Annotated in this window: 22 protein-coding genes and 1 pseudogene; 19 read left to right on the top strand and 4 right to left on the bottom strand. The window is 36.9% G+C overall.

Going from position 1 to position 25,082, the window contains the following annotated elements:
- Positions 1 to 521 precede the first annotated feature (521 nt).
- Positions 522 to 731, bottom strand: a complete 210-nt coding sequence (locus tag IPI99_00470) for a hypothetical protein (protein MBK7338979.1) — start codon at positions 729 to 731, stop codon at positions 522 to 524.
- Between the two features lie 417 nt (positions 732 to 1,148).
- Between IPI99_00470 and IPI99_00475 the strand changes: the two genes are divergently transcribed.
- Positions 1,149 to 2,168, top strand: coding sequence for a T9SS type A sorting domain-containing protein (locus tag IPI99_00475; protein ID MBK7338980.1), 1,020 nt, complete (start codon positions 1,149 to 1,151; stop codon positions 2,166 to 2,168).
- A 136-nt stretch (positions 2,169 to 2,304) separates the two neighbouring features.
- Here the strand turns inward: IPI99_00475 and IPI99_00480 are convergent, their stop codons facing one another.
- Genes IPI99_00480 through IPI99_00490 form a run of 3 tightly spaced genes read right to left on the bottom strand, consistent with a single transcriptional unit; the run spans position 2,305 to position 4,327 of the window.
- Positions 2,305 to 2,709, bottom strand: coding sequence for a lactoylglutathione lyase (locus IPI99_00480; protein ID MBK7338981.1), 405 nt, complete (start codon positions 2,707 to 2,709; stop codon positions 2,305 to 2,307).
- Positions 2,710 to 2,759: 50 nt separating this feature from the next.
- The gene (locus IPI99_00485) at positions 2,760 to 3,551 is read right to left on the bottom strand and encodes a class I SAM-dependent methyltransferase (GenBank protein MBK7338982.1); all 792 of its coding nucleotides are present in this window, start codon (positions 3,549 to 3,551) and stop codon (positions 2,760 to 2,762) included.
- Positions 3,551 to 4,327, bottom strand: coding sequence for an enoyl-CoA hydratase/isomerase family protein (locus IPI99_00490; GenBank protein MBK7338983.1), 777 nt, complete (start codon positions 4,325 to 4,327; stop codon positions 3,551 to 3,553). Before IPI99_00490 ends, IPI99_00485 begins: the two co-directional genes overlap by 1 nt.
- A gap of 79 nt (positions 4,328 to 4,406) precedes the next feature.
- Between IPI99_00490 and IPI99_00495 the strand changes: the two genes are divergently transcribed.
- The 18 genes and pseudogenes from IPI99_00495 to IPI99_00580 all read left to right on the top strand — a co-directional run bounded on the left by IPI99_00495 (position 4,407) and on the right by IPI99_00580 (position 24,992).
- Positions 4,407 to 6,827 (top strand): choice-of-anchor B family protein, encoded by a 2,421-nt coding sequence (locus IPI99_00495; protein ID MBK7338984.1) that lies wholly within the window; start codon positions 4,407 to 4,409, stop codon positions 6,825 to 6,827.
- A gap of 179 nt (positions 6,828 to 7,006) precedes the next feature.
- Positions 7,007 to 7,456, top strand: coding sequence for a TraR/DksA family transcriptional regulator (locus tag IPI99_00500; GenBank protein ID MBK7338985.1), 450 nt, complete (start codon positions 7,007 to 7,009; stop codon positions 7,454 to 7,456).
- A 407-nt stretch (positions 7,457 to 7,863) separates the two neighbouring features.
- Positions 7,864 to 8,157, top strand: coding sequence for a hypothetical protein (locus IPI99_00505; protein ID MBK7338986.1), 294 nt, complete (start codon positions 7,864 to 7,866; stop codon positions 8,155 to 8,157).
- 340 nt (positions 8,158 to 8,497) lie between these two features.
- Positions 8,498 to 8,704 (top strand): hypothetical protein, encoded by a 207-nt coding sequence (locus tag IPI99_00510; protein MBK7338987.1) that lies wholly within the window; start codon positions 8,498 to 8,500, stop codon positions 8,702 to 8,704.
- A 554-nt stretch (positions 8,705 to 9,258) separates the two neighbouring features.
- Complete coding sequence (locus IPI99_00515) at positions 9,259 to 10,128, top strand: sce7726 family protein (GenBank protein MBK7338988.1); 870 nt, start codon at positions 9,259 to 9,261, stop codon at positions 10,126 to 10,128.
- Entirely contained in the window at positions 10,110 to 11,051 is a 942-nt protein-coding gene (locus tag IPI99_00520) for a sce7725 family protein (protein MBK7338989.1), read from the top strand. The genes IPI99_00515 and IPI99_00520 overlap by 19 nt, the downstream gene beginning before the upstream one ends.
- Entirely contained in the window at positions 11,048 to 12,121 is a 1,074-nt protein-coding gene (locus tag IPI99_00525) for an RES domain-containing protein (protein ID MBK7338990.1), read from the top strand. The genes IPI99_00520 and IPI99_00525 overlap by 4 nt, the downstream gene beginning before the upstream one ends.
- Before the next feature lie 367 nt (positions 12,122 to 12,488).
- The gene (locus IPI99_00530) at positions 12,489 to 14,324 is read left to right on the top strand and encodes an ABC transporter ATP-binding protein (protein ID MBK7338991.1); all 1,836 of its coding nucleotides are present in this window, start codon (positions 12,489 to 12,491) and stop codon (positions 14,322 to 14,324) included.
- Between the two features lie 195 nt (positions 14,325 to 14,519).
- The gene (locus tag IPI99_00535; protein ID MBK7338992.1) at positions 14,520 to 15,404 is read left to right on the top strand and encodes an alpha/beta hydrolase; all 885 of its coding nucleotides are present in this window, start codon (positions 14,520 to 14,522) and stop codon (positions 15,402 to 15,404) included.
- Positions 15,405 to 15,818: 414 nt separating this feature from the next.
- A complete protein-coding gene (locus IPI99_00540; GenBank protein MBK7338993.1) occupies positions 15,819 to 16,376 on the top strand; it encodes a hypothetical protein in 558 nt (185 codons plus the stop codon).
- Between the two features lie 473 nt (positions 16,377 to 16,849).
- Positions 16,850 to 17,989 (top strand): hypothetical protein, encoded by a 1,140-nt coding sequence (locus tag IPI99_00545; GenBank protein MBK7338994.1) that lies wholly within the window; start codon positions 16,850 to 16,852, stop codon positions 17,987 to 17,989.
- A gap of 261 nt (positions 17,990 to 18,250) precedes the next feature.
- Positions 18,251 to 19,804: a hypothetical protein gene (locus tag IPI99_00550; protein MBK7338995.1), complete on the top strand. Its 1,554-nt coding sequence runs from the start codon at positions 18,251 to 18,253 to the stop codon at positions 19,802 to 19,804.
- A gap of 342 nt (positions 19,805 to 20,146) precedes the next feature.
- Complete coding sequence (locus IPI99_00555) at positions 20,147 to 20,680, top strand: IS30 family transposase (GenBank protein ID MBK7338996.1); 534 nt, start codon at positions 20,147 to 20,149, stop codon at positions 20,678 to 20,680.
- Complete coding sequence (locus IPI99_00560; protein ID MBK7338997.1) at positions 20,641 to 21,036, top strand: IS30 family transposase; 396 nt, start codon at positions 20,641 to 20,643, stop codon at positions 21,034 to 21,036. Before IPI99_00555 ends, IPI99_00560 begins: the two co-directional genes overlap by 40 nt.
- A gap of 329 nt (positions 21,037 to 21,365) precedes the next feature.
- On the top strand, positions 21,366 to 22,382 hold the full coding sequence (locus IPI99_00565; protein MBK7338998.1) for an HNH endonuclease: 1,017 nt from the start codon (positions 21,366 to 21,368) through the stop codon (positions 22,380 to 22,382).
- Positions 22,382 to 22,576, top strand: a complete 195-nt coding sequence (locus IPI99_00570) for a hypothetical protein (GenBank protein MBK7338999.1) — start codon at positions 22,382 to 22,384, stop codon at positions 22,574 to 22,576. Before IPI99_00565 ends, IPI99_00570 begins: the two co-directional genes overlap by 1 nt.
- A 49-nt stretch (positions 22,577 to 22,625) precedes the next feature.
- Positions 22,626 to 24,083, top strand: a pseudogene (locus IPI99_00575) (IS1182 family transposase).
- A gap of 210 nt (positions 24,084 to 24,293) precedes the next feature.
- Entirely contained in the window at positions 24,294 to 24,992 is a 699-nt protein-coding gene (locus IPI99_00580; GenBank protein MBK7339000.1) for a hypothetical protein, read from the top strand.
- Positions 24,993 to 25,082 lie beyond the last annotated feature (90 nt).

A 25,082-nucleotide genomic window follows, 5' to 3' on the forward strand; every position in this document is an offset into this window, starting at 1 on the left:
ATCGAACCGGAACAGGGTCAATTCTTGGGTTAACGACAGCATTCAAACTTGTTTTAGGTCTTGTATTCATCAAGAAATATGAGATTAAAATATATGATTCAAGTGCAAACTCAATAGAGAATTGATTTGGTGGGGATTATTGTATTCCGATCTTTTTTCACATGTACAGTTTCATTCAATTAGCTTGTTCCGTTGGCACTGATTATTGTCTCCACATTCGATTTTATTTTTCTTTGGACTTGATCCCAAAAAAAATTATACCTTCATACAGCGCTTGTCTCACTTCAATACTCTACCCAATAGGCTTGTGTTTTGTACGGTACAAAATTTATCATGACAGGAAATTATAAATGAACTTCCAATTTTGACAGATAATACAGAAAAATAGTATCATTCATATGAAACACAGACTAGTTATTTTGATTTTACTTGCTTCACTCAGAATACTTGCGCAAAAGCATGATTTTATCTGGATGTTCGGGCTACCAGCAGGTGTTGAGCCAAATGTTGGGGTGACGACCTTAGACTTTCGGGAAGGAAATCCGCTGATCTTGCCCGACCACAAAAGCAAAAAGAGTTTCTACATCACCAGCAATATGTACTCCGACGACAGCGGAAAATTGCTCTACTACAGCAACGGATACACGATCAACAATCGAAATGATAAAGCGGTCAAATTTGGCTCGAATCTGACGAAAGTTATAATTAATGCAGGCCAAGCAACGGATCAAGGTGCATTGTTTTTGCCCGATCCTGCAGACCCGCATCGAAGCTTTTATTTATGCGACAGCATGGCATTTTTATATGACAGCAGTTTTGGTAGGTCACTGATCAATACTGCCAAGGTAAAATACGTCCATCTGGATGACAGACTCGCCGCAGGGGCAGGTGACGGTATCGGAGCGGGCTACCTCCTGCCGGGGCAGCAGAATGACAGTCTGGAGGCGGGCCATCTGCGCGCTTGCCGGCATGCCAATGGTCGGGACTGGTGGATACTCAAGAAAAAACAATACAGCAACGAGTGGCTGTTCTGGCTGCTCGACCCCTCAGGGATACACTACCATCATTCAGACACTGCTTTTGGCAACTATCCTGTAGGAAGCGTCTGCGACAGCCATTTCTCTCTGGATGGCAATCATTTTCTCTCGATGAGCTGTCCCCAGAGAGATACAATTGTTAGTTATTACCTCGCAGACTTTGACCGCTGCGTAGGGAGATTTCGCAATATCCGCGTATTCCACAGCATAGATTTCAAGTTCAATGCTCCCGGTGCAGCCATTTTCTCGCCAGACTCCAAGTATATCTATATGTCCCAGGATGGGATCAGCATGGAGCAGACAGAAGTGGGCCCGAATGTATTCGCTGATCGGGTCTTTATAGACTCCATCCGCCGCAATCCGGCAGATCATCTCTACTACCATACTTTTTGGAGTGGGCAGTCAGGACCCGACGGGAGATTGTATCTCAATACCTTCACGCTCAACACCTCATTGCTCCATCGCATCCGCCACCCCAACAAAGAAGGCAGTGCCTGTGGTCTGGATATCGCCGGAATGGATATCCAATGTCAGGTGCATCGGTGCATGCCCACCTTTCCCAACTACCGACTGGGGCCCGTAGAGGACTCTGACTGCGACAGTCTTGGCATAGACCCTCTGCCCTGGTGCTGGTGGCGTCATGATCAGGACAGCTCGGACCATCTCCTCTTTGAGTTTACCGATGCGAGTGCTTATGAGGTCAGCCGTTGGCTCTGGGACTTCGGTGACGGCCACCAGAGCACAGAGCCTAATCCTGTGCATCAGTTCGACTCCAACGGCGTGTACAGGGTATGCCTTATCGTCAACAACCGCCACGGCGCTGACACTCTCTGCAGGACCTTGCACATCGGTACACTTTCTACTGATGAGTATGCTGAACACTCTCAGATCAATCTACAGACTTTCCCTCAACCTGCTCACTCTGATCTCATAGTCAACGTGTTGGACTATATCCCTCAAAAGATGAGCTGTACTCTACTCGACATTCAAGGCCAAGCCCTCTTGCATCAAAGACTATTTGGCGGTAGCAATGTGCTCAATGTCCGCTCCGTTCCGGCAGGCATGTACCTTCTCAAGATTTCTGAAATAAATCGAAGGGACAGATTTGAGAAGATATTGATCGAACATTGAATGGGACCGCACGTCTCCTTATAGGGTTTCAGGGATTCTTCATGGATACTTCACGGATCATGTATGGGAAATTTCTCTTTCCTTGAAATCTGCTTTGAAGTTTTCTTGTGGATCAAATCAAATGCTACATCCGCATTTAGGCTAGCTCCCCAATAGTCGCTGCAAAAGCGAGTATGTGGCCGTCAGGATCGCTGACATATGCCACCAAGTCTCCCCAGTCTCTGGGCTGCGCTTCGCTGACAGCACTTGCACCATTGTACAGAGCCAGTTTGAACATCTCATGTGGATCGCTGACCTTAAGGTAAAGCTCGCATCGGGGTATGCCCTGACCCATATCAGGATGGTTACATGGACCTGAAATGATCTTTGCTATCCCGTGATTGGGCATCAAGCCAAGTTTACTAAACGGATTGAGTACAAATTCTGTCATTCCCTCCACCTCCAGAGCAGGTTCCTTTCTCAATAAAAGCTTGTAGAACTCGGTGGATCTTTTCTGATCTTTTACATAAAGTATAAACTCAACATCCTGTCCCGAACGCATTTTCAATTAAATTGTGTAACAATATAGAAAAATGAAGAAGGCAGTCCAAACTATTTGGACAAAAAATAATAAACAGCTGTCGAATAAAAATTTCTTAAAAAAGGTATTCCTGAAAAAAATGAATTCCACTTTCGCGGTTTTACACCAAACTTATACACATAAATAGGATTGGTGAAGTAAGTGATTTTCTTGAGGATGCGAAATGACGATTTTGCAGCAATGCGCTCGAACCTTTCTATGCTGATCCCACAATCGTGAATATCCATATAGTCTTGTAAGCTCGCACCATATTCTCCCCCTCTAATCAAAATCGCCCTATATATAGATTTTGGCAGGAGGTGAAACCAAGGCAGTTTACTCAAAATCTTAGACCTGCACACTTGCTGGTGTCCACCGAAAGGCATGTACCAGGGTGGAAATCCAAAGAAAATGATACCATCATCATTGAGGTAATTTTTCAAAATTGGGATAAATTTTTCCTGATCCGGTATATGCTCTATGACATCTTTGAGCAAAATCAGGTCAAATTTGCCGCCAAAGTCAGCATCGACGTCGATATCGTACACATTTTTTGAAATGAAGCGGAGCTGACCGCTCTGTACCGCTTCAGCTTGAAACTTCGTAGCGGTAGCTATCCGCTCGGGACTGAGATCCAATCCTACACAGGTACATCCGAGATCTACAAATGCCTTGAGCACTCCTGCTTCTGCACAGCCCAACTCCAAGACCCGAGACCGGGGGCCGATGCTCCTGAGCTTTTGTACCTCAGGGAGAATAAAATCCCTCGTAGTCCAGAACTGCATATTGAAATACAGCTCCAGGTTGCTGTGGAACTCGTACATTACAGTCCTTTGAATTCAGCTTTTCTCTTGGATAAAAATGCATGGACGCCTTCCTGAGCGTCAGCAGAGGCAATCAGGTTGCCAAAGCGATCTGCTTCGATAGAAAATGCCCCAATTGTCGGTTCAAAATACGCATTGACACATCGGATCACCTGCGCTACTGCCAGTGGCCCTTTAGCTGCAATCTTCAAGACGAGCTGTATGGCTTCAGGAAGCAACTGGTCGAGTTCTAAGACCCTATTGACCAGACCCAGGCGCTGTGCCTCAAGAGCGTCTATCATATCTCCTGTCATCATGAGTTCCAGAGCTTTTCCCCTGCCTATGTAGCGGATCAGTCGTTGCGTACCGCCATAACCCGGAATCAATCCCAGGTTTACTTCGGGCTGACCGAACCTGGCATTGGAGGATGCTAACCTGAGGTGACAGGCCATCGCCAACTCGCAACCTCCACCGAGGGCAAAGCCGTTGACAGCGGCAATGGTGACGATAGGCAGCTGCTCGATCCGGTCAAAGATCGCTGCACCATTTTCAGCCATTCCCCTACCCTGTATCTCGCTCAGGCCGTCAAACTCACTGATATCGGCACCCGCAGCAAATGCTTTTGGGCCCGAACCCGTGATTATCAGACCTTTGTATTCTTTGGCATTCGTTTCTATCTCTGCTAAGTGTCCATCGAGCTCATTCATGATGTCCTTGTTGAGGGCATTGAGAGCTTCGCTTCTTTCCAGAGTGAGAATACATACACCCTGATCTACTTTTTTACTGATTACTGTCATTTCCTTCAGAAATTTTGGCCAAAAGTATCGTAAATTAATCAATTCACAGGGAGCAAATTCGATTTTCAAAAGCAGAATCTTGAAAACATTATATTTGCACAATTTTTATTTTATGCTCAACAAGTTATTCGGATTCATCTTTTGTTTTTCGCTGTCTTTGAGTCTATTTGGACAAAAAGACGGTGACCTCAATATGGAAATTATCGCACACGTGCCCGGTCTGGGAAGCGGTATCTGGCATTTTGTGGATAAAAACGGCATCGAATATGCCTGCATCGGGCTCCAGTCCGCATTGGTCATTTACAGTCTGGAAGACCCTGCAAAACCCATCGAAAGAAAAAGAATTCCAGGTGTCAACACCATCTGGCGCGAGTGTTTTTCGTACAAAGACTTTATCTATGCAGTAACTGATCAGGTCTCTGACGGTCTGATCATCGTCGATATGACAAAAGCTCCAAACGACATACAGTTTAAGTTTTGGCGGGCTGACATTCCATACAACAATGAAATGAAGACACTCAATACCTGCCATACCAACTTCGTGGATGAAAACGGGATACTCACACTCAATGGTTGCAATCCATGGCAGGGAGTTTTGTTTTTTGACCTCAAACCCGACCCTAATAATCCAAAATATCTAGGCGCTGAGCTCAAACGCTACTGCCATGATATGTACATGAGAGGAGATACCTTGTACACTGCAGATATCTATGAAGGTCTGACGACCATCTACGACGTAAAGGACAAGAAGAATCCGATAGAATTGACCAACTTCAAGACACCTTTTGCATTCACGCACAATGTGTGGATCTCAGACGATGCCAAGTACATTTTCACGACTGATGAAAGAGAGGAAGCCTATGTTGCCTCCTATGACATCAGTGATTACTCCAAAATAAAACTGCTGGACAGATACAAACCTCTGGACACGGATGGGCTGGGAGTGATCCCACATAACGTGAGGTATCTGGATGGATATATCATCACCAGTTATTATACTGACGGCATCAAGATCTGTGACGTGCACCGCCCTGACAACATCGTTGAGGTCGGCAGCATAGACACCTACAGCGGTCCGGATGGAGGTTTTCACGGCTGCTGGGGAGTAAGTCCTTTTTTACCCAGCAAAACGATCATCGCCTCAGATATTGAAGGAGGATTGTTCGTCATCCGTCCGACTTATATCAGAGCTTGCTATCTCGAAGGACTGGTGCTGGACAGCATCACCCGTGACCCGATAGCAGGAGCTACGGTCATCATCCAAGGTACCCGCAAGAACAAGGAAGTATCCGATGGCTTGGGAGTATTCAAGACGGGTTGTGCTACTGCCGGCACATACAAAGCGATATTCACCCATCCGGATTATGTCAGCAAGGAGATCGAAGTCACAATGGAAAACGGCATAGTCACTGCAGTAGAGGCTCTGCTCAATTCCAAATCCTCAATAGTGACTACCCTTGTGGTCAAAGACAGCAAAACAAACGACATCATACCGGGAGCAAAAGTCCTCTATGCCAATTCCAGCAGGAATATAGAACTCGTGACCAATACCTCCGGGGTTGCTACAGTAAAACTGCCTGCTGCAGAAGGTAATTTTAGAATCTACGCCGGTAAATGGGGCTACAAAGAGGGTTCTGATACATTTGATGTGAACCTTCCCGTCAGCCAGAAAGTGATCTATCTGGACAAATCTTACCATGATGATTTCATCATCGACCAGGGCTGGACAGTGTATGGTGATGCCACCACAGGAGGCTGGGTAAGAGCAGAACCTGTAGGAACCCGAAATCAAGGGCAGCAGTGTCAACCGGAATTTGATCTCGATACAGACCTGGGAAATACGTGCTATGTCACCGGCAACGGCAGCACAGAAGCCTCAGTTGACGACGTGGATGGCGGCAACACGATCCTGGTTTCACCGATGATGGATCTGAGCAGCTATGGTGAGCCGGTATTTCATTTCAGCAGGTGGTTCTGCAATACCGGAGGCAATGGAACACCAAACGACAAGCTCTATGTCCGGCTGAATGGTGCCGGCGGCAGCATTGTGCTGGACAGCGTGTTGAGTTCAGACAGGAGCTGGAATCTAAGAGAGATCAAGCTTTCCCCGACGTTTGACAAGACACAAGCTTGCTGGATCACCGTAGAGACGGGCGATACACCTGAAGGACACATCGTAGAAGCTGCATTTGATGGCTTTTCGGTGACTGATGCGCGGCCTGTGGCCAGTAATGATCCTAAGACAGAGATCTTGGGATTTGAGGTGAATCCGGTCGTTTTCGAGACCGAAACTACTGTACGCATCCACTCTGTTTCCGGAATGGATCAGCAGCTGATCATCTCAGACATGCAAGGCAAGATGGTTCAAAGCCTTGAACTTCACAGGTCAGCAAGTGTACAAAATATCAAGATAGGTTCCGGACTAAAAACCGGTATGTATATACTGAGTCTGAAAGCTCAGGACGGTCAGTTGTTCTCCCAAAAAGTGATCAAACAATAGTCGGCCGACAACCCGTTCAGGCCGCTGTGAGGAAAGCTGACAGAGGATTGAAATGACGATACAGATATAGATAATTGTATATATGTATAATATTCACTATCTGCGACTTACACAACATTATTAAAATTAACAAGTGAATTATAAGCTTTGCTTTAATTTTGCCGCAAAATGATGATCAGATGAATAATAAGATTAGATACTCCGACGAAGAACTGGCAGAATTTAAGACACTGATCGACAACAAGCTTGCCACCACAAAGAAAGAGCTGGAGGACATAGAGCATCAGATGATGGAGATGCGGGAAAACATGGCTGATGAGCAAGGTGGAGATTGGTTTGATGACAGTTCTATTCATACGGAGATAGAGTTTTTGACCAAGATGGCGGAGCGGCAGAGAGTGTTTATCCAGAATCTGGAGATGGCGCTGGTGAGGATCAAAAACAAATCTTATGGGATCTGCACGGTGACGGGAGAGTTGATCGACAAGCAGAGGCTGATGCTGGTACCTCACGCCACAAAAAGCGTCAAAGCCAAAGAAAAAGAATCACCAAACGTCCAGGGAGATCAGGACGATCGCCCTGTGATCAACTTTGACGAGGGACCCGACGAACAGCCGCTGGACATATAGGGAGCTACTGCAGCTTAATTCATCTTAGGCTTGAATTCACAGCTGAATTCACAAGCACATACTTTCAGTTTTTGAGGGAGTGCCCCCTACGTACATAGTCCTTGGGGTCGCCGTCCTGCGTGGTTCGCTAATCGCTCCGTCAGCCTCGTAAGGCTGACCTGCTGCGCAGCACTCCGGCCGGCTCACTCGGGGGAAGCCAGCTCAAAAATAATCAGCTATCTACCCTATATTATGAGACATTATCCTCCTTATATTTGCTTAGCAAAGCTTAAACCGCCCTTATAAAATGAAAGGAAACCCTGGTCACATAGAAGATATCTACGCCATAAAATATATACGCCATAATGGCGTATATATTTTATGGCGTAGATAAAGATGTTATAAGAAATTAAAAAAATATTTAATATATGAAACTAATATCGTCAATTATTAAACTAACTTCATTAGTTTCCCAAGAAACTGGTACAATTTGGGATTATTTAAAAACATCTTATCGTGCTTATGCTCGCCCCAACGATGATAAAACCATTACTTTTTACAGTTCTGGTATAAGAAAGATTAATGATACATATTATGATTTTAAATTTGAAAGAGTTTATGAAGTTTCATTTAAAACTCAACAAGATTATGACGAATTTATAAACAAAACTTTACCAGAGTTTGATGAACAAATATTTAAAGGTTACGGAGATGCTCAATAAACTCAACCTCTGAATTGAAAGATTTGACAGCATCTTTAATTTGCATTGACTTTGAACTATCAATATTAGTTTCAAAAAACCATCATTAAAAATATTAATACAATGATCATTTCGGCTCTCTATACTCTTGAATTTAATTGGATACTTTAAAAATATACATAAATGCTAATTAAAAATTCTTATAACATTGTATTCCCAATCATAGCTGCTTTCAGTTTTAGACGCAAATTAAAATCTAGTATTTTGTACTCCACTTTAAAAGCAGCCCCAAAGGTAGCAACGGCGTTAATACTTCGACGTTGACTATAAGCATATAAACGTCCCTAATAAGCATTAACAGATGAATAATTTTGGAGGAAATTGGACTGAAAACAAAATAGAAATTTTAGTTGAATATGCGAAAGCCTATTTAAATATTATGAACACATATGCAACAAAATACAATTGGAAGCTTTTATATTTTGACGGATTTGCAGGCTCTGGTTTTATCAAAAAAGGAAATGAAGAAGACCAAAGAAGGATATGGAATTGTCGTTCCAATTTTTGACACTTAGTTAAGCTATTTGATTGATGTTTTTTATTTTTTGATTGATTGTTACATTTTTATAAAAAAAATATGGTAAATCTGAATATTGAAATAAATTCGTCAGCAGTCCTTTTTACATTCCTCTTGCACGACTGAAATTAAATCCTTATTTTTACAAAAAAAAAAGCATCATGTTCAAAACCCATATGAATATGGCTCACAAAAACTTTACCTTTATAATCTCTCAGCACTCTGGCTTCGTTCAAATGAAATCAAAGATTGGGCGAGGCAAATTAAAAATAAAAATGACGCGAGTCAAAAGTTGATGCGAGGAGAATAACTGACAAGAAAGATTTCTTTGGGCATCAACTTTCCTTTGTGTTAGCGGTCATTTTAGGATGCCACGCCACTCAACAAACTACTTAACAACAAAAAGACGCAGAATATGCAACTTACAATCACCACAATATTGTTTTTATTGGCTTACAAGCTATTAACATAATAAGGTTGATTATTTGTAGTTATATGTAGGTAAGTTTTTAATAAATCCTTACCTTTGTAACGACTAAATTAATATGGAGACTGTACAGCATTTAAGAGTTCTATCTCAAATTTTTTCACCGACTATGTTTCAAAAGATAGTGCGGGAAAACGATACTGTACTCTTTGAAAGACAGACAACCAAGTATTTCAATGCTTCATCTTACGAAACAAATTTGGATATCATCAAATCTTTGTACAAAACTTTGCAACAGCAATACAGATGTGAATATGTCTATAAAAATAACTTGGTGCAAAATCTAACCAAAGAACATAGTTTAAAAACAACGCTCATTTTAAACGAGCTAAAAATTAGTGCTTCAAAAGCCGACTTGGTTATGTTGAATGGTGCTGTACGAATTTTTGAAATTAAAACAGAACTTGACGATTTTTCCAAGCTATCAAAACAGTTAGCTGATTATCAAAAATTTGCCGATGAAGTTAATATTGTAACAGATAAAAAAAATGCAGATAAATTAAAAGTTGAGTATGAAGATGCAAACATTGGAATTATTGTACTTGACACAAAGAATAAATTGCAAACGATAAAAGAAGCAAGCAGCAATACAGCGTTATTTGAATTTGATACTATCTTCAAAATTCTACGAAAACAAGAATATCTTGATTTGGTTGCTGATAATTTCGGGTATATTCCGGATGTTCCTAATACGTTAATCTTTAAGGCTTGTTATGAATTACTTGCATGTATTGATATAACTTTTTTCCAAAAACAAGTTTTGAATAAGTTAAAAAAACGTAAACTACATAAGCCCGACCTACTCAAATCTTCAAATACACCGAGAGAGTTAAAACACATCTGTAATTCTTTGGACTTTAACGAACAGGAGTATCATAAATTATATAATTTCTTAGCAACTGAAAGAGTATGTACCTACCATATATAAGAGGTAAGCAGTTTGAATTGATTGGAATTAGGGAATTAACGCCTGATGTTCTTATTCCAAACAAAGCAAAAGTGTCGCCTATTATTGAACCTGTAAAGGATTCATCAACACTTAAAACTACAATAAAAACATTGGTTGATAGCGATATTAACTTTACAATTATTGCAAATCCGCAAGTTGGTACGTTTACTGATATTGATGCTGTTTTCAAGGCAATTAAAAGTTCAGTTGGCCAAAGTAAAAATTACCAAGTCGGTATAATTTTTCACAACAGAAGTAACCACAATCAAGAGATAGAGGTTTTACAAAAATACGCCGATATTGTTCCTGCATTAACCATTGTACACAATGCAACTTTTGACAACATTGCAGACATTCTTGCATTATATGAGGAGCATTTTTCGATTAAATACAATGTAATCAATCTATCCGCTACAAGTAAACGATATCACAGAAATTTTGAAGAAAGTACCCGTGTTGAACTTGATGATTATTTCAACGCTCAAACAAAAAATTCCGATTACTTACAGGTAGATGAGAGTAGTTTTTCAGAAGAACATATTTACTATCAAGAAGAAGGATTTACAGGCTTTTCCGATTATCTTTCCATAGGCGAGGAATACTCAGAAACAGGATTTTTGCCTTATGCAGTGGCCATTCACTTGTCTTATGATGAGAAACAAACAAAAAAAATAAAAGTTAAACACTTTGTTTCCGATTCCAATGACGACACATCGGATATTGCAGGAAAATTTGCAGAAGCATTAAATAAGCTGATTGCTTGGTGCGACCAAACAGGCTATAATTCTGTTGCTATCCCTATATTTAGAGAGTATCATAATAATGGACACTTTCCGGGATTAGGAACGTTAAAGAAACTTTCCTTAATGAACCACATTGACTTAGTTTTGAAATTGATATGAATTGTTGTATAAATTGCTTTGAAAGTCAATACATAAGTTCTATCATTCTGAATAACAAAACGATAGGAAATTGTGATTACTGTAATTCCAAAAATGTTTCCATTTATGAGGCTTCCGAATTAAATCGCTTTTTTGTGGGTATTATTGATTTGTATGAAGTTGATGCCGAAAATGGCAAACCATTGGAAACTCAAATCATTAACGACTTTCATAAAAAGGTATTTACTCAAAATTTGATTGATACAAACAATGTCAAACAGCTCATTTCCGAAATCATTTCAGATGATATTGCCGATTATCAAAACCTTTTAGACAATCCTGTACAATTAAAATTTCATAATTCAGGCGTTGAAGAAGATCTGAACCAAACACTTTTCCTTTCTTGGGACAAGTTTTCGGAGGAAATAAAAACGGTAAACAGATTTCATTTGAAAAATCCATTGGATTTGGAAAAACTAAAATCCTTATTCAAACACTTTCAAAAAGACTTACCAAAAGGGAAGAAATTTTACCGTGCAAGAATTACGGATAATTCCAAAGGTTATGAGATTGCACAAATGGGTAATCCACCAAACACATCAGCAAAAAGCGGTAGAGCGAACCCCAACGGCATTTCGTATCTATATTTGGCAAACGATATAACAACAACATTATACGAAGTAAGAGCGAGTTTATTTGATTATGTTACAGTTGGAACATTTAGGCTTGAAGAAAACATAAGTGTTGTAAATCTAAGTCGCTTTACTTATGATGTTTTTAGACTTGCAGAATTGGAATCTTTAGAAGAAGTAATGATACATGGTTCTTTCATAGACAAATTAGAACAAGAACTTTCAAAACCACGAAGAAGAAGCGACAGCGAATTAGATTATTTGCCAACACAATATCTTTCAGAGTTAATAAAATCAATGGGATTTGACGGAATTGAGTTTAAAAGTTCATTATACCAAAACGGGGTAAATCTTGCAATTTTCAATCCGCATAAATTCAAAGGATTAGAAGTTAGTGTTTACGATATTGAGAATATCAAACTTGAGTATACTGAATTGAAAACGGAGGATACTTTTTAATCGCAACGTAAAGAAGAAAAACGAACCACTAATTTTTAGCCATACAAAAGAAAGCCCAAAGAAAAAGATGCCGTGACAAGCAATCTTCACAAACCACTAAAGATAAACATAAAAACTAATAGCCTACCCATAGCACAAAGAGCACAGTGAGCATTTTAATAACCGATTTCAAAGCTATTTTCTATCCCAATTCAAACAATAAAAAATTAACATATTTATTTTCGCAAAATATAATAGTTTAATAGAAAATAAAATCAAAGCCCACGGCAATATTAAAGAAAATTGCCTTTGCCAATAAAAAATTTCTTCACTAGAACTTGTGGATCGATTTCTGTGTTCTATTATTTCACAATATATAGATATTCATTTGCGAAGTAAGCCAATTCAAACCTTAGTCCCCAAAAAAATAAATTTCAAAGAAAATTTATCTGCCTTACAGTTTGTACCGCTATTTTTTAAGAAAGTCAAAAACGTAAGTCCAAGCTTATTTTATCTCAATATTGCATTGCGCATTATTGATGCCATTATTCCTGTCGCACAGTTATGGGTAGCCAAGCAGATTATTGATCAGATCGTAGAACAAATAGGAAGTGGCGATAAAAGTTTAGACAAAGTGCTCCTATTGGTTGCTTTAGAGTTTGGCCTCGCTATTTTGTCGGACATCATGAATCGCATTATCAATTTATGCGATGGACTTTTGGGTGATAAATATTCCAATGCTTCTTCAGTAGAAATAATAAAAAAGACTGCGGAATTGAATCTGGAACAATTGGAAGATCCCACATTCTATGATAAGCTAGAACGAGCTCGCCAACAGACCAGTAATCGAGTAAGTTTACTGTCCAATATTTTAGCTCAGTTTCAAGATATTATTGTGATTTCTAGTTTATTGGTAGGGGTTGTGCTTTTCGAACCATGGTTATTGCTATTGCTCATTTTTTCGATCTTACCAACCATCATCAATGAAATAAAATTTAGTGGGACTAGCTATTCTTTATCTCGAAGTTGGACTCAAGAGAGGCGAGAGCTAGATTATCTTCGATATGCTGGGGCTAGTGATGTCACAGCAAAAGAAGTCAAGCTGTTTGGACTTTCAGGATACTTAGCCAAGCGATTTGAAGAGCTTGCAGACAAGTATTTTAATGCAAGTAAAAAGTTGGCCATCCAAAGAAGTTTCTGGGGATCTAGCTTTAATATATTGGGGACGTCAGCCTATTATGTGGCTTATTTATTGATCATTTTTCGAACCATCTCTGGCATACTTAGCATTGGAGACCTAAGCTTTTTATCTGGATCTTTTAATCGCTTAAGATCTAAGCTACAAGGATTCTTTATTAGATTTACAAACATCACAGAGAGCTCAATGTATCTACAGGATTATTTTGAATTTCTAGCATTGACTAATAGCGATCCACCAGCTGACCAATTAGTACAAGTGCCTAAAAAAATCTTGAAAGGATTTGAATTCAGAAACGTAGGTTTCAAATACCCAAATACGGAGCGATGGGTGGTCCGCAATCTCAATTTCAACATTGGAGCTGGAGAAAAGATGGCATTTGTTGGTGAAAATGGTGCAGGCAAGACAACGCTCATCAAATTACTACTGCGGTATTATGATCCTACTGAAGGAACTATTTTATTGGATGATGTGGACATCAAGTGTTTTGATCGCACAAGTTACCAACAATATTTTGGAGTGATCTTTCAAGACTTTGTCAAATTTGAATTGACACTGCGAGAAAATATTGCGGTTGGGAAGATAGAAGCCTTGTCCGATGATATTGTTATTGCAGAAGCTTCTGAAAAAAGTTTGGCTGATCAAGTGATCCAGATTGTGCCCAACGGTATGGAGCAACAGCTAGGACGCCGATTTAGAAATGGTGTTGAATTGTCTGGCGGTCAATGGCAAAAAATTGCACTGGCTCGAGCCTATATGAAAGATGCAGAAGTCTTGATCCTAGATGAGCCGACTTCAGCCTTGGATGCAAGAGCAGAGTTTGAAGCATTCAAGCGATTTATAGCCTTGACGGTTGGTAAAACTGCAGTGATCATCTCACATAGATTTAGTACTGTAAGAATGGCCGATCGCATCATAGTGCTCAAAGATGGTGCATTGTTAGAACAGGGCAGCCATGATGATCTCTTATCGAAAAATGGCCTCTACGCTGAGCTTTTTAATCTACAAGCTGAAGGCTACCAATAACCGTTTTATGCTTTGTTTGATTTTTAACATCTATTCCAAAATACATAACAAAACAATGCTTCAACAAAGCGCAACACATAGTAATGCAAACGAATTTAATGTCATTATTTAACAAATAGGTATTGCTAGAAATTTAAACAATTGCAAAATAAATTGTTCTCAATCATTGAACCACGGTCAAGTCAATATTAAGAAATGTCAAGAACTAGATTCGTTTTTACAACTTTACTCTTTTTTACCACAAACATAATCCTAGGACAGTTATTTTCAGATAACTACTACTTTTATAAACCTGACTTGGATAAATCCAATAACAAATGGATTATTCTATTACCTGGCTCTAGTGGACTGAAGATTTTTGATTCAACTTTTGGAAAATCTGTTGAAAACAAATTTCAATATGAGTTTAGTTTGGACACTTTAAGACTATACGACCAAAGCAGACAAAGAGAAATTCCAATTGCAATTTTTAAGCCTAGCTCAAAAGTTTCTGGGAAACAAAAAGTTATCATTTTCAGTCACGGCTATGGACAAAATAAAGGTGGAGATTATTTGGCGTATACATATTTGACAGAATATTTAGCAGCAATAGGATTTTTCGTTGTAAGCATTCAACACGAACTTGCAACTGACAGTTTATTGCCATTGAAAGGAAATCCACAAATTGTAAGACGTCCATTTTGGGAACGAGGAGCTGACAATATTTTATTCGTTATCAACGAACTCAAAAGATCAAATCCCGATTTAGACTTCAACCACATTTCACTTATAGGACATTCTAATGGTGGAGATATGACTGCTCTTTTCCCAGAAAAATATCCGAACATTGTTGAAAAAATAATCACTTTGGACAACAGAAGAAAGGCATTGCCTAAATCAAAAAAAGTTAAAGTTTACTCCTTACGTTCAAGCGACCAACCAGCAGATGAAGGTGTTTTACCGACTGTAAAGGAGACTAAAAAGTATAAAATGAAAATAGTAAAATTGGCAAATACGACCCACAATGAAATGGACAACAATGCTAATGACGAGCAACGAAGGGAAATTCAAGAATATATCTTAACATTCATAAATGACTAATAAAGAAAAACAACGAACCGCTAACATATAGCCGTATAGAAGAAAGCTTAATCTTCACAAACCAGTAAAGATAAATTTAAAAACTAAAAGGGCTATTACTAAAAACTCATCCTCTGAAATTTTTCATCAATTTTGTTTATAGCGTTCAAAATTTAAATTATTCACCACAAAGTTCTTGCACAACTAAATCCAAAGCCTTATTTTTACAAAAAAAAAGAGACAGTGCACTCGTCTTACTGAAATATGACCCATAAAGACTTACCCTTATATCATCTCTGCTCTCAAGCTTCGTTCAATGTGCAAAGTTGATGTGAAGAGATTGGCTGTCTGGGAAGATTTCTTTGGGTATCAACTTTTTTTGTGTTGTGTGTCAGCTTATAGTACTATTATATAGAAAAAATTAAACTAGAGATAATGAAAAATGTACTTATAATTATTTTGACAACTTTGTCTTTGACAACATATGGACAAGACAAATACAACTATGTCAGTTTTAACAAATTGACAGAAATTGAAGGAACTGAATTTGTACTTGCACGTATTGAGAATTGGGGTAAAATGGAAGGCTTAAAAAATAGATACCTATTATTTATTGATACAAAAAATGGACATACAAACCAAGTTGATTTTCCAAATGATGGATATTTTCAGAAAATAGAACAAGTTAAAATTGATAGTTTAGAAATTAATTGTTTACTTGTTTCAGCACAGACATTAGATTTAGACGGAAAAAAAGGAATTGACTGGAATGATCCAACTCAAATTATAGTTTTAACAACAGACGGAAAGCAAAAAACACAACTTACAGATAGCAAATTATTTGTAAGCACTTGGATAGTAAATAAGGAAACAGGAACAATTGTGATAACTGGACATTACGACACAAATAACAATGGTAAACACGACAAGACAGACAAAAACGAAATTGGAATTTACGATTTAAAGACATTGAAACTTATAAGCAAAATATAAAAACCGAACGCATAATATTTAAACATTTAGCCGTATAGAAGAAAATCCAAAGAATAAGATACAATGAAAAGCTAATCTTCACAAACCAGTAAAGGTAAATACGAAAATTAAAAGGACTTTTTGCTGTAAATCCATCCAAGAAATTATGCATGAATTTTATTAGCTTCTAAAAATCAAATTTTAATACATCAAACTCTTGCACATCTAAATCCAAGGCCTTAATTTTACAGAAAAAAAGCATCACACATTCAATCTAATGAATTATGGCTCACTAAGGCTTTCAGCTTATTTCCGCTCTACACTCCAGTTTTGTACAAATAAAATCGAAGATTGGGCGAGACAAAATAAAATAGGCGCAAGTCAAAAGTTGATTCAGGGAGAATTATGTTTGGGAGTAATTCTTTGGACGGCAAATTCTTTTGAGTTGGTGGCAAGCTGAAACGAATGGGTTTAACTATGCAAATTTGACTAATATGACTTTAAAATTAAAACAAATACTGACATTTTTTACTTGTCTTTTATGTGCGACACAGGTCTTTTCTCAAAACGCACAGCTGACAATTTTACCTCAAATCAAACTGCCAAATGATAGTGTAATTAGCAAGAAACTTATACAAAGTCTGAATCAATTTCTAACTGATAAAAATGAGAGCTTAAAGTCATCGTCTGTAATGGATAGCAACCATTATAAACGATATACAGATTTTTTTGAGCTTTTTAAAAATGTTGAAAAAAGTAAGCGATACAATGATGACAATTTCTTTAGATGTTACTTGAAAAATATTGTATTGCAGCCCGACAATTCTTTTCAAGTTGATCTCTCCTATTTTGGGATTACCAAAAGTAATGAAATCGTCCATAGATTAAGTATCTCTTTGTTAGCAAAAGAGACTAAGAACAATTTTGTCTTTTATTGCCCCTTTGAGCAAAATACAAAACATTGGAAAACGACAAAATTGGACAACATTACTTTTCATTATCAAGGAAGCTTAAATGAAGCAGTTGCCAAAGATTTTGAAAAATACAATATAACCATAGCGAATAAATTGAAACTACAACCGATTCAGTTTGACTTTTACAATTGCAAAGATATACAAGAAGTTTACAAGGTACTGGGCGTTGATTATGATATCTCGAGGAATGGCGAGGTTCGTTCTGGTTCTTTTGATATAACAAATAAACTATTTATTGCAGGGACAAATACAGACCAATATAAACACGACCTAACGCATGGATATTTTAGTTTAAAATTTGCTGACAGTCTTCGAAATTGGACTGCAGAAGAAGGCTATAATATTTATACCACAGATTATTGGGGGGAATCAACTGAAACTATTTTCAAGTATTTGAATGAATACATTATAAAAAATCCAACTGCTTCTTTGTATGACGCTTTTCAAAAAAACATAATCTTAAAATATCCGATTCCAATCAAGTATCCACTTTCAGCATTGTTAATAAGACGCGTAGAAAAGGAATTTGGTTTTGAAAAAGTATTAGAGTTAATTTCTTCTGGTGAAAGTGATGACAACTACTTTGCTATTCTCCACAAACTTATTGGGCTAACAAAAGACAACTTTGACAAAATTATAAAAGAAGAAATAAAGAAATAATTGATTCCATCCATAAACCATGCACAAGAAAATCAAATTGAAAAACTTCAATAAATCCCTTCTTCATTCTCATAAATTAGTTAATGTTGAAGGGACTTTTGGTATATATTTATAAGATGAGCTGCTGTAGAATTAAAGTGAGAATCCAAGTAGATAAATAGAAATATAATGAAAATATTTTTTGCAATTATCAGCCTTTTTCAATTCCTGCCATATTGTTTTACACAAACAGATTCAATAGACAGTTTGTACAGCAAAGCTATGGAATTTTATGAGCAAAAAAATTATAAACAATCTGCTCTACTCTTTGACAAAGTGCTATCATCAAGCAGCAGTGAGGATCCAGATATATTGTACAATGCAAGCTGTGTATATTCCCTGAATGGTGAAATAAAAGTAGCAATACATTATTTAAACATCTTAGCAGACAAATATTTTTACTCAGATCAAGACCATATAAGTACGGATGCAGATTTAGAAAATTTACATCAGCTAGAAGAATGGAAATCACTACTAGAGAACGTAATTAAAAATAAGGAGACCCTTCCAAGGCGAAGACGAACAAAAATTCAGACAGAACTACTCGAAACCAAAAATCTTTTACTTGCTGACAATGGGAAACTGTGGAATGGAAATCTTTGGAGTGAAAATATTTTGGTTTTAGATGAAAATGAAATGGTGTATACCTTGAACAAAGATCTCAGCAATGCATGGAGAGACAGTTTGTTATATTATAAGCAAGTCGCAGAAAAAACACTTTTACATACCAATACCAATCAAGAATTTGAAGGAGAAAAATGGGCAATCGTACAGAATTATGACATGACACCATCTGATAGTTGTCAAACTCCTATTCATGAGTTATTCCATTTATTTCATTCCAAACAACTAAATATAGCAGGAAATATTGTTGAATATTTAGATGAATATAAAGCTAAAATTTTATTGCGTTCAGAATTTGAAGCATTGAGGAACAGCATCAAATCATTGCAAAGAAACGATGACAAAGCGACAAAACAATATTTAAGTGATGCCATTTATTTTAGAACTAAAAGAGAAAAACAATTTAAAAGTCAAAACCATTTTGCCTTGAAACTAGAGACTTTGGAAGGACTTGCTTCTTACACTGGTTACAAATTGTCTGCGCATAAAGATTTGTATAGAATGGCAATTTTAGAACTCAATGGAAGAGAAAATCCAACTGGCTTAAATCGTTCTTTTGCTTATGCCACAGGTTTAGCTTATGGCTTATTATTTGATCATTTTCAAGTAAAATGGAGAACGGATTTAAAACATATATACTCCTTCAGTGATATCTATAAGCAACAAAAAATATTTAAACAATCTGAGAACAATAAAGCCGAAGCTATAAAGCAGCGAAATAAATTTTATGAAATTGAAAAAGAAGAAAGCAAAAGAAAACTTACAAATGATAGTATAAGACAATTCTATAAAAATATATTTGTCCAGCAGCCTGTATTGGTTGTGCATAGAGACACATCAGACAAGACCTATTATATGTCCTATGATATGAATAGCACCTTCACGCTAGGCAAAGAAGGGATAGTATATTCAGCAATATCAAGCTCCTCTACAAATCAATTCGTTTTTGGCAATTTTAAAACAACAGGAGAAACGCAAATTGGAAAAACAGGAATTTTAATTACAAGCGATTTCGAAAAGCTCACATTTCCTAAACCCATAAAAATAGAGGGCAATATCATAACTGGCGAAAATTATATTATCGAATTAAATAAGGCTTGGACAGTTAAGCAGATGGACAAAAAAGGAAATTTAGAAATTGTGAAAAAATAATCCGAATAGAAATCTACCATAAATATGAATCAGCAGTTGTAGAATTCGGTGTTATCCATAAATCAGCTTTAAAGAAAATTAATGTATGTAGCATATTAAAATTGCTCTTGCAATTCTTTGCCAAGCACTTAGTATTTATAGAGCGAACATAGTTTTGAGCATACCCTAAATAATAGCACCAAATAGTAATACTATATTCAATTGTACAAAATCAGCCCCCTTGAGAAAATATTTGTTAACTAGATTCCATAAATAAGTGCGACAGTTAATAAAATATTCTTTTGGAGAAAGACCTATTCTAAAAATAGGTACTTTCCCCTCAAGATTTTTAACTGTACACAAATGTATAAACAAATCACCTACCCTCAAAGGGTATTAATTGAACAATTTAGAAGGCAAGGAATGAGCATTATTCAGATAGCTTTGGAATTAGGGTTTCATAGAAGCACAATATATCGGGAACTCGATAGAAACTCTTCACCTGGTTCATACAAGTTATATGGAAGCGCAAGAGCGCAGGATCGGAGTGAACAGAGAGCACAAGGAAAGGGAAGGAAGAATAAAATTACAAGCGATCTTAGATGCAAAGTGGATCAATTACTTAAAATCAAGTGGAGCCCAGAGCAAATCGAAGGTCGAGCGAATATTGATAAGTATGAAAGGGTTAGTAAAGAGTGCATATATCAATATGTATATGAAGATAAAAGGAAAGGAGGTGATCTATGGAGTAATTTAAGACATTCCCACAGAAGAAGGCGAAGACGCAAAAATACCTATAAACAAAGGGGAATTATCAAAAACAGAGTATGTATTGAAGATAGACCAAAGATTGTTGAATCTCAAAAAGGTATGGAGATTGGGAAGGAGATACTATAGTAGGAAAGAATCATAAGTCCCAAATTGCCAGTATGGTGGAAAGAAAATCCTTGTTTGTAAAGATTATTAAGCTGGAGTCCAAAGGAGCTAAATTCACAGCCAAAACAATCAGTTGCAAATTGAAAAAATATAAAAACTTATGCCATACAATTACATTAGACAATGGAAAAGAAAATGCAGATCATCAAACATTGGCTAAAGCATTGAATACTAAGATATACTTTGCTCATCCATATTCTGCTTATGAAAGAGGTTGCAATGAAAATATCAATGGTTTAATACGGCAATACTTGCCAAAAAATCAGACTTTTCCATGCTCAAGCAAACTGACTTGGATCGAATTGAATCCCAAATAAATAATCGACCTAGAAAAAAATTAGGTTACAAAACACCAAATGAAGTATTTTTGAACCTTGTCGCACTTAAATGTTGAATTCAGCTTATATCATTAAGAATAAAACAGAAAAAATGTATATTTGCCTTACAAATTAAGGCAAGTCCTGACATATGGAAAAACTACAGATTCGAAACATGGGTTTGCCCCGATATCCCATAATTTTTTGCCCTAAGCATTGCGCATATTTCTCGGATAATAGTAGATTGCTGCAAGTTTGAACTTGCGGGAAGCGAATAGTTATAAGCCATTTTAGGACGACACACAACCAAACTAACACAGACGACAAAAATGAGTAAAATAATAATCGCAAACATTACTTGGAATCCATTCGGTTGGAGAAACAACAGCTATATAAATCCCAAAGCTGGACATAAATACGCCCAAGATAATGTTGGCGGTGAATCATTAAATTTCAACTTTAACAAAAAAGCAGTTGACACAGACAAGTTTGTAAACAGTTTTGTTCAATGGAAAAATGCTCCAGTGAAATTTGAAAAGGGCGGACTTATAATATTCTATACAAGGAACACTGACGAAAACAAAGGACAAATAGTTGGAGTATATGGCAAAGCGGAAACATTCAGTGACGCAAGAAAACTTCAAGTTCCATTTCAAAAAAATGTTTATTGGACGAACATCAAAGCCGAAAGGGATTTTTCTATTTTATTTCCTTTACCACTTGACGCTAACAACTACAAAGACAATTCAAGCGACAGAATGGTTGGGCAAATTGGTTTCACATACAAAGACGACACGTTTGCAGAACAAATACTTTTTGACGAATTAACCGAACTATCTAAAGCAGGGACAAACGAAAAAGATTTCAATAAACTTTTAGCAATTTACGAATACTATACTGGTAAAAAATTCAAACTGACCTTTGTTTCAAATGACGAAAAGGAACAAATTGAACTTGAGAAATTTTTCAAAAAGAATAATTCAAAGGCAGACATTCTAAAGGACTTAGAGAACCTTCAAGACAGCGACCCTGAAGAAATTATAGTCAATCACAAAACATATAAACGTGACAACAAAACAATTGCACAAATAAAAATTCTCCGTGACTTTAAATGCCAAATTTGTTCAACGACAATAATTAAAAAAGACGGAAGCAAGTATATTGAAGCTGCACATATAAAAGCCAAACACTTAAAAGGACGAGAAACACTTGACAACATAATTTTACTTTGCCCAAACCATCATAAAGAGTTTGACTTTGGACATCTTGAAATTAAACTTCACGACAAAAAGCAAATTGACTTTATACTCAACGGACAACGACACAAAATAAAGCTAACTGTATAATGGAAACTCAAACCCTTGTGGACAGAAGAAAAACGGCTTATAACAGCACATTTGCAATAGGCGGGGTTTCGTGCTCCGCAGACAGTTTTGTGGTAGCAGAAAGTTTTGTGCTCCGCATAAACATTTGTGCTGAAAAGCCCGCCCATCGCAAATCTGCAAAACGTCAGGTTGTGAAAAAACTACCAAAAAATTAATATAAATAAATCGTAGCTATATTCATTGTAATCTGTATTTTTATACATTATGAATCATGTTACCGGCATACCAAGATTACAAATGCAAATGAGTTCATTGGAAGACTCAATAGGACAGGATAATCCCGTTCGATTTATTGACGCATTTGTAGAGCAATTAGATTTGTTAAAACTTGGATTTGAAGTAAAGACTTTAAAGAATGAGGGTCGACCAAGTTTTGAATCTGCTACACTTCTTAGAATTTATTTGTATGGCTATTTAAATGGTTTGAGAAGTAGTCGCCGATTAGAAACAGAATGCTGTCGCAATATCGAACTTCAGTGGTTAACATTAGGCTTGAAACCAAATTATCATACCATTGCTGATTTCAGAAAAGACAATCCTAAAGCATTAAAAAGCGTGTTCAAATTATTTGTTTCCTTTTTGAAGGATATCGATTTAGTCAGTGGACAAGTTGTTGCTATTGATGGCACAAAGTCAAGAGCCCACAACAGCAAAAAGAATAATTACAATCAAAAGAAAATTGAGAGACATTTAGCCTATATTGAAGAGAAAAGTACAGAATACATCAATCTACTTGAACAAAATGATTCCCAGGACGACTTAATCAAAGTTTCTGACATCCAAGAAAAAATAAATAGACTTAAGAAGAATAAAATTAAGTATGAAATTCTTCAGGAACAACTCCTTACTACAAACGAACCACAGATAAGTACTACTGATCCGGATTCCAGAGCATTGTTGGTTCATGGACAAGTCAGGAGGTATGTTACAATGTCCAAACTGCGGTTGATGAAAACATAAATTGGTCATTGCCACTCATACCATAAATCGCAATGACCGGAATGCCTTAACCGATATCGCACTCGAAGCAAAAGCAAATTTAGCTGCAGATAATTTTATTGCTATTCTAGATAAAGGCTATCACAATGGGCGAGAAATTCAGCAATGCAAAGATGCAAATATTGTTACAATCGTTGCACCTTCTGAAATAGTGAATAGCAACACACATGGAACCACACCAGAATACGTAGTAACGAATTTCATTTATAATGAAGAAAGCGATTGTTATACATGCCCACAAGGAAATATTTTAAATACAACCGGTTCCTGGCATAAAAAATCAAGAGATAATCATAACAGTTATAGATTTAAAAATACCGAACACCCGACTGTAAAACATGTCCGGTAAAACATCTCTGTACAGGTAGAGCAAGTGGAGGCAGAGAAATAGAGAGAAGTGAATTTGCTTCTGCGGTAGAAGAGAACAATAAACGCTATAAAGACAATGCAGTATTGTACCGTAAGCGACAAGAAATTAATGAGCATATCTTTGGAACCATAAAAAGAAAATGGGGATATTATTACACCAACCTTAAAGGATTAGTAAAAGTCAATGGTGAACACAGTCTAATAATGCTTGTATACAACATCAAACGATGTTTCTCTATACTTGGGGTTCCGATGCTTATCGAAAAATTGAGAAATTGGGTTTCTCCTTACAAGAAAGACCCTAATTTTTCTCAAAACTGGCTTGTTTTAAGCCTTTGGGAGAGCTTATTTTTTTTCAAACTACTCGGCGGTCTATAAAAATAGTGCCTGTATCATGTCTAAAATTAGGTTATATGAAATTTTACCGGGTGATTTATGCATTTGAAAACAAAAAATATGGTATTTTCACAGTCTGCCGTTATAGGCAATTAAAACAAACTGAATATGGAAGTAACACAAAAATTTAAAGAGTGTTTTGATATTTTTTCTGTTAATGCATTTGACGAATACAATACGCCAAATGCTTGTAAAATACATAATGCATTCGGTGGACAAGATGGTGAACATCACAACTGTTTAGGTTGCAATTTTGCCGATAGTACAACCCTAATTTCACGCTACTTAGAAAAGAATGATGAACTTACAGATATACAACAAGACTTCACAATTTATTTGCTAATACTTTATCTACTTGTGGAAAGGATAGAAATTGTTTTCGACATAATTCAACTACCACAAACATATAGAGAGAAGCATTTTAAAGTTTTCCAACAAATACGAAAATGGGCAAATTTTATAAAGCACCCTAAGTCTTTTATTCTTACTCACCACCCAACTTATGATTTTGAAAATAGTGGAACACCTTATGATGTGCAATTCTCAATAACCATTAACGAACAGTTTGTTGAACAATATTATAAAGGACTTTCAGACCCAGATAAACAGAAAAAACAAAACAAAGAACTATATGATAAGTTAAAAAATCAGAAAAATATCCTCGTGCTATTCCCTGATATTGCTAAACTCACCGAAAAACTATGTTACTCTTATAACAAGTTTGTTGATTTAATATTAACAAATGACGCTTACAAAGAAATACTAAATGATGATACAACAATTAGCAAATACTTTGAAAACGAATAGTGTTCTTTTTGGGAATCGAACCCAATTGATAAGAGCATTAATAAAAATGTTTACCAAGTCTTCCATCGTATGCCTACGAGACAAAGAACA

The sequence above is a fragment of the Saprospiraceae bacterium genome (genome assembly GCA_016710235.1).
Taxonomy (GTDB): Bacteria; Bacteroidota; Bacteroidia; order Chitinophagales; family Saprospiraceae; genus Vicinibacter.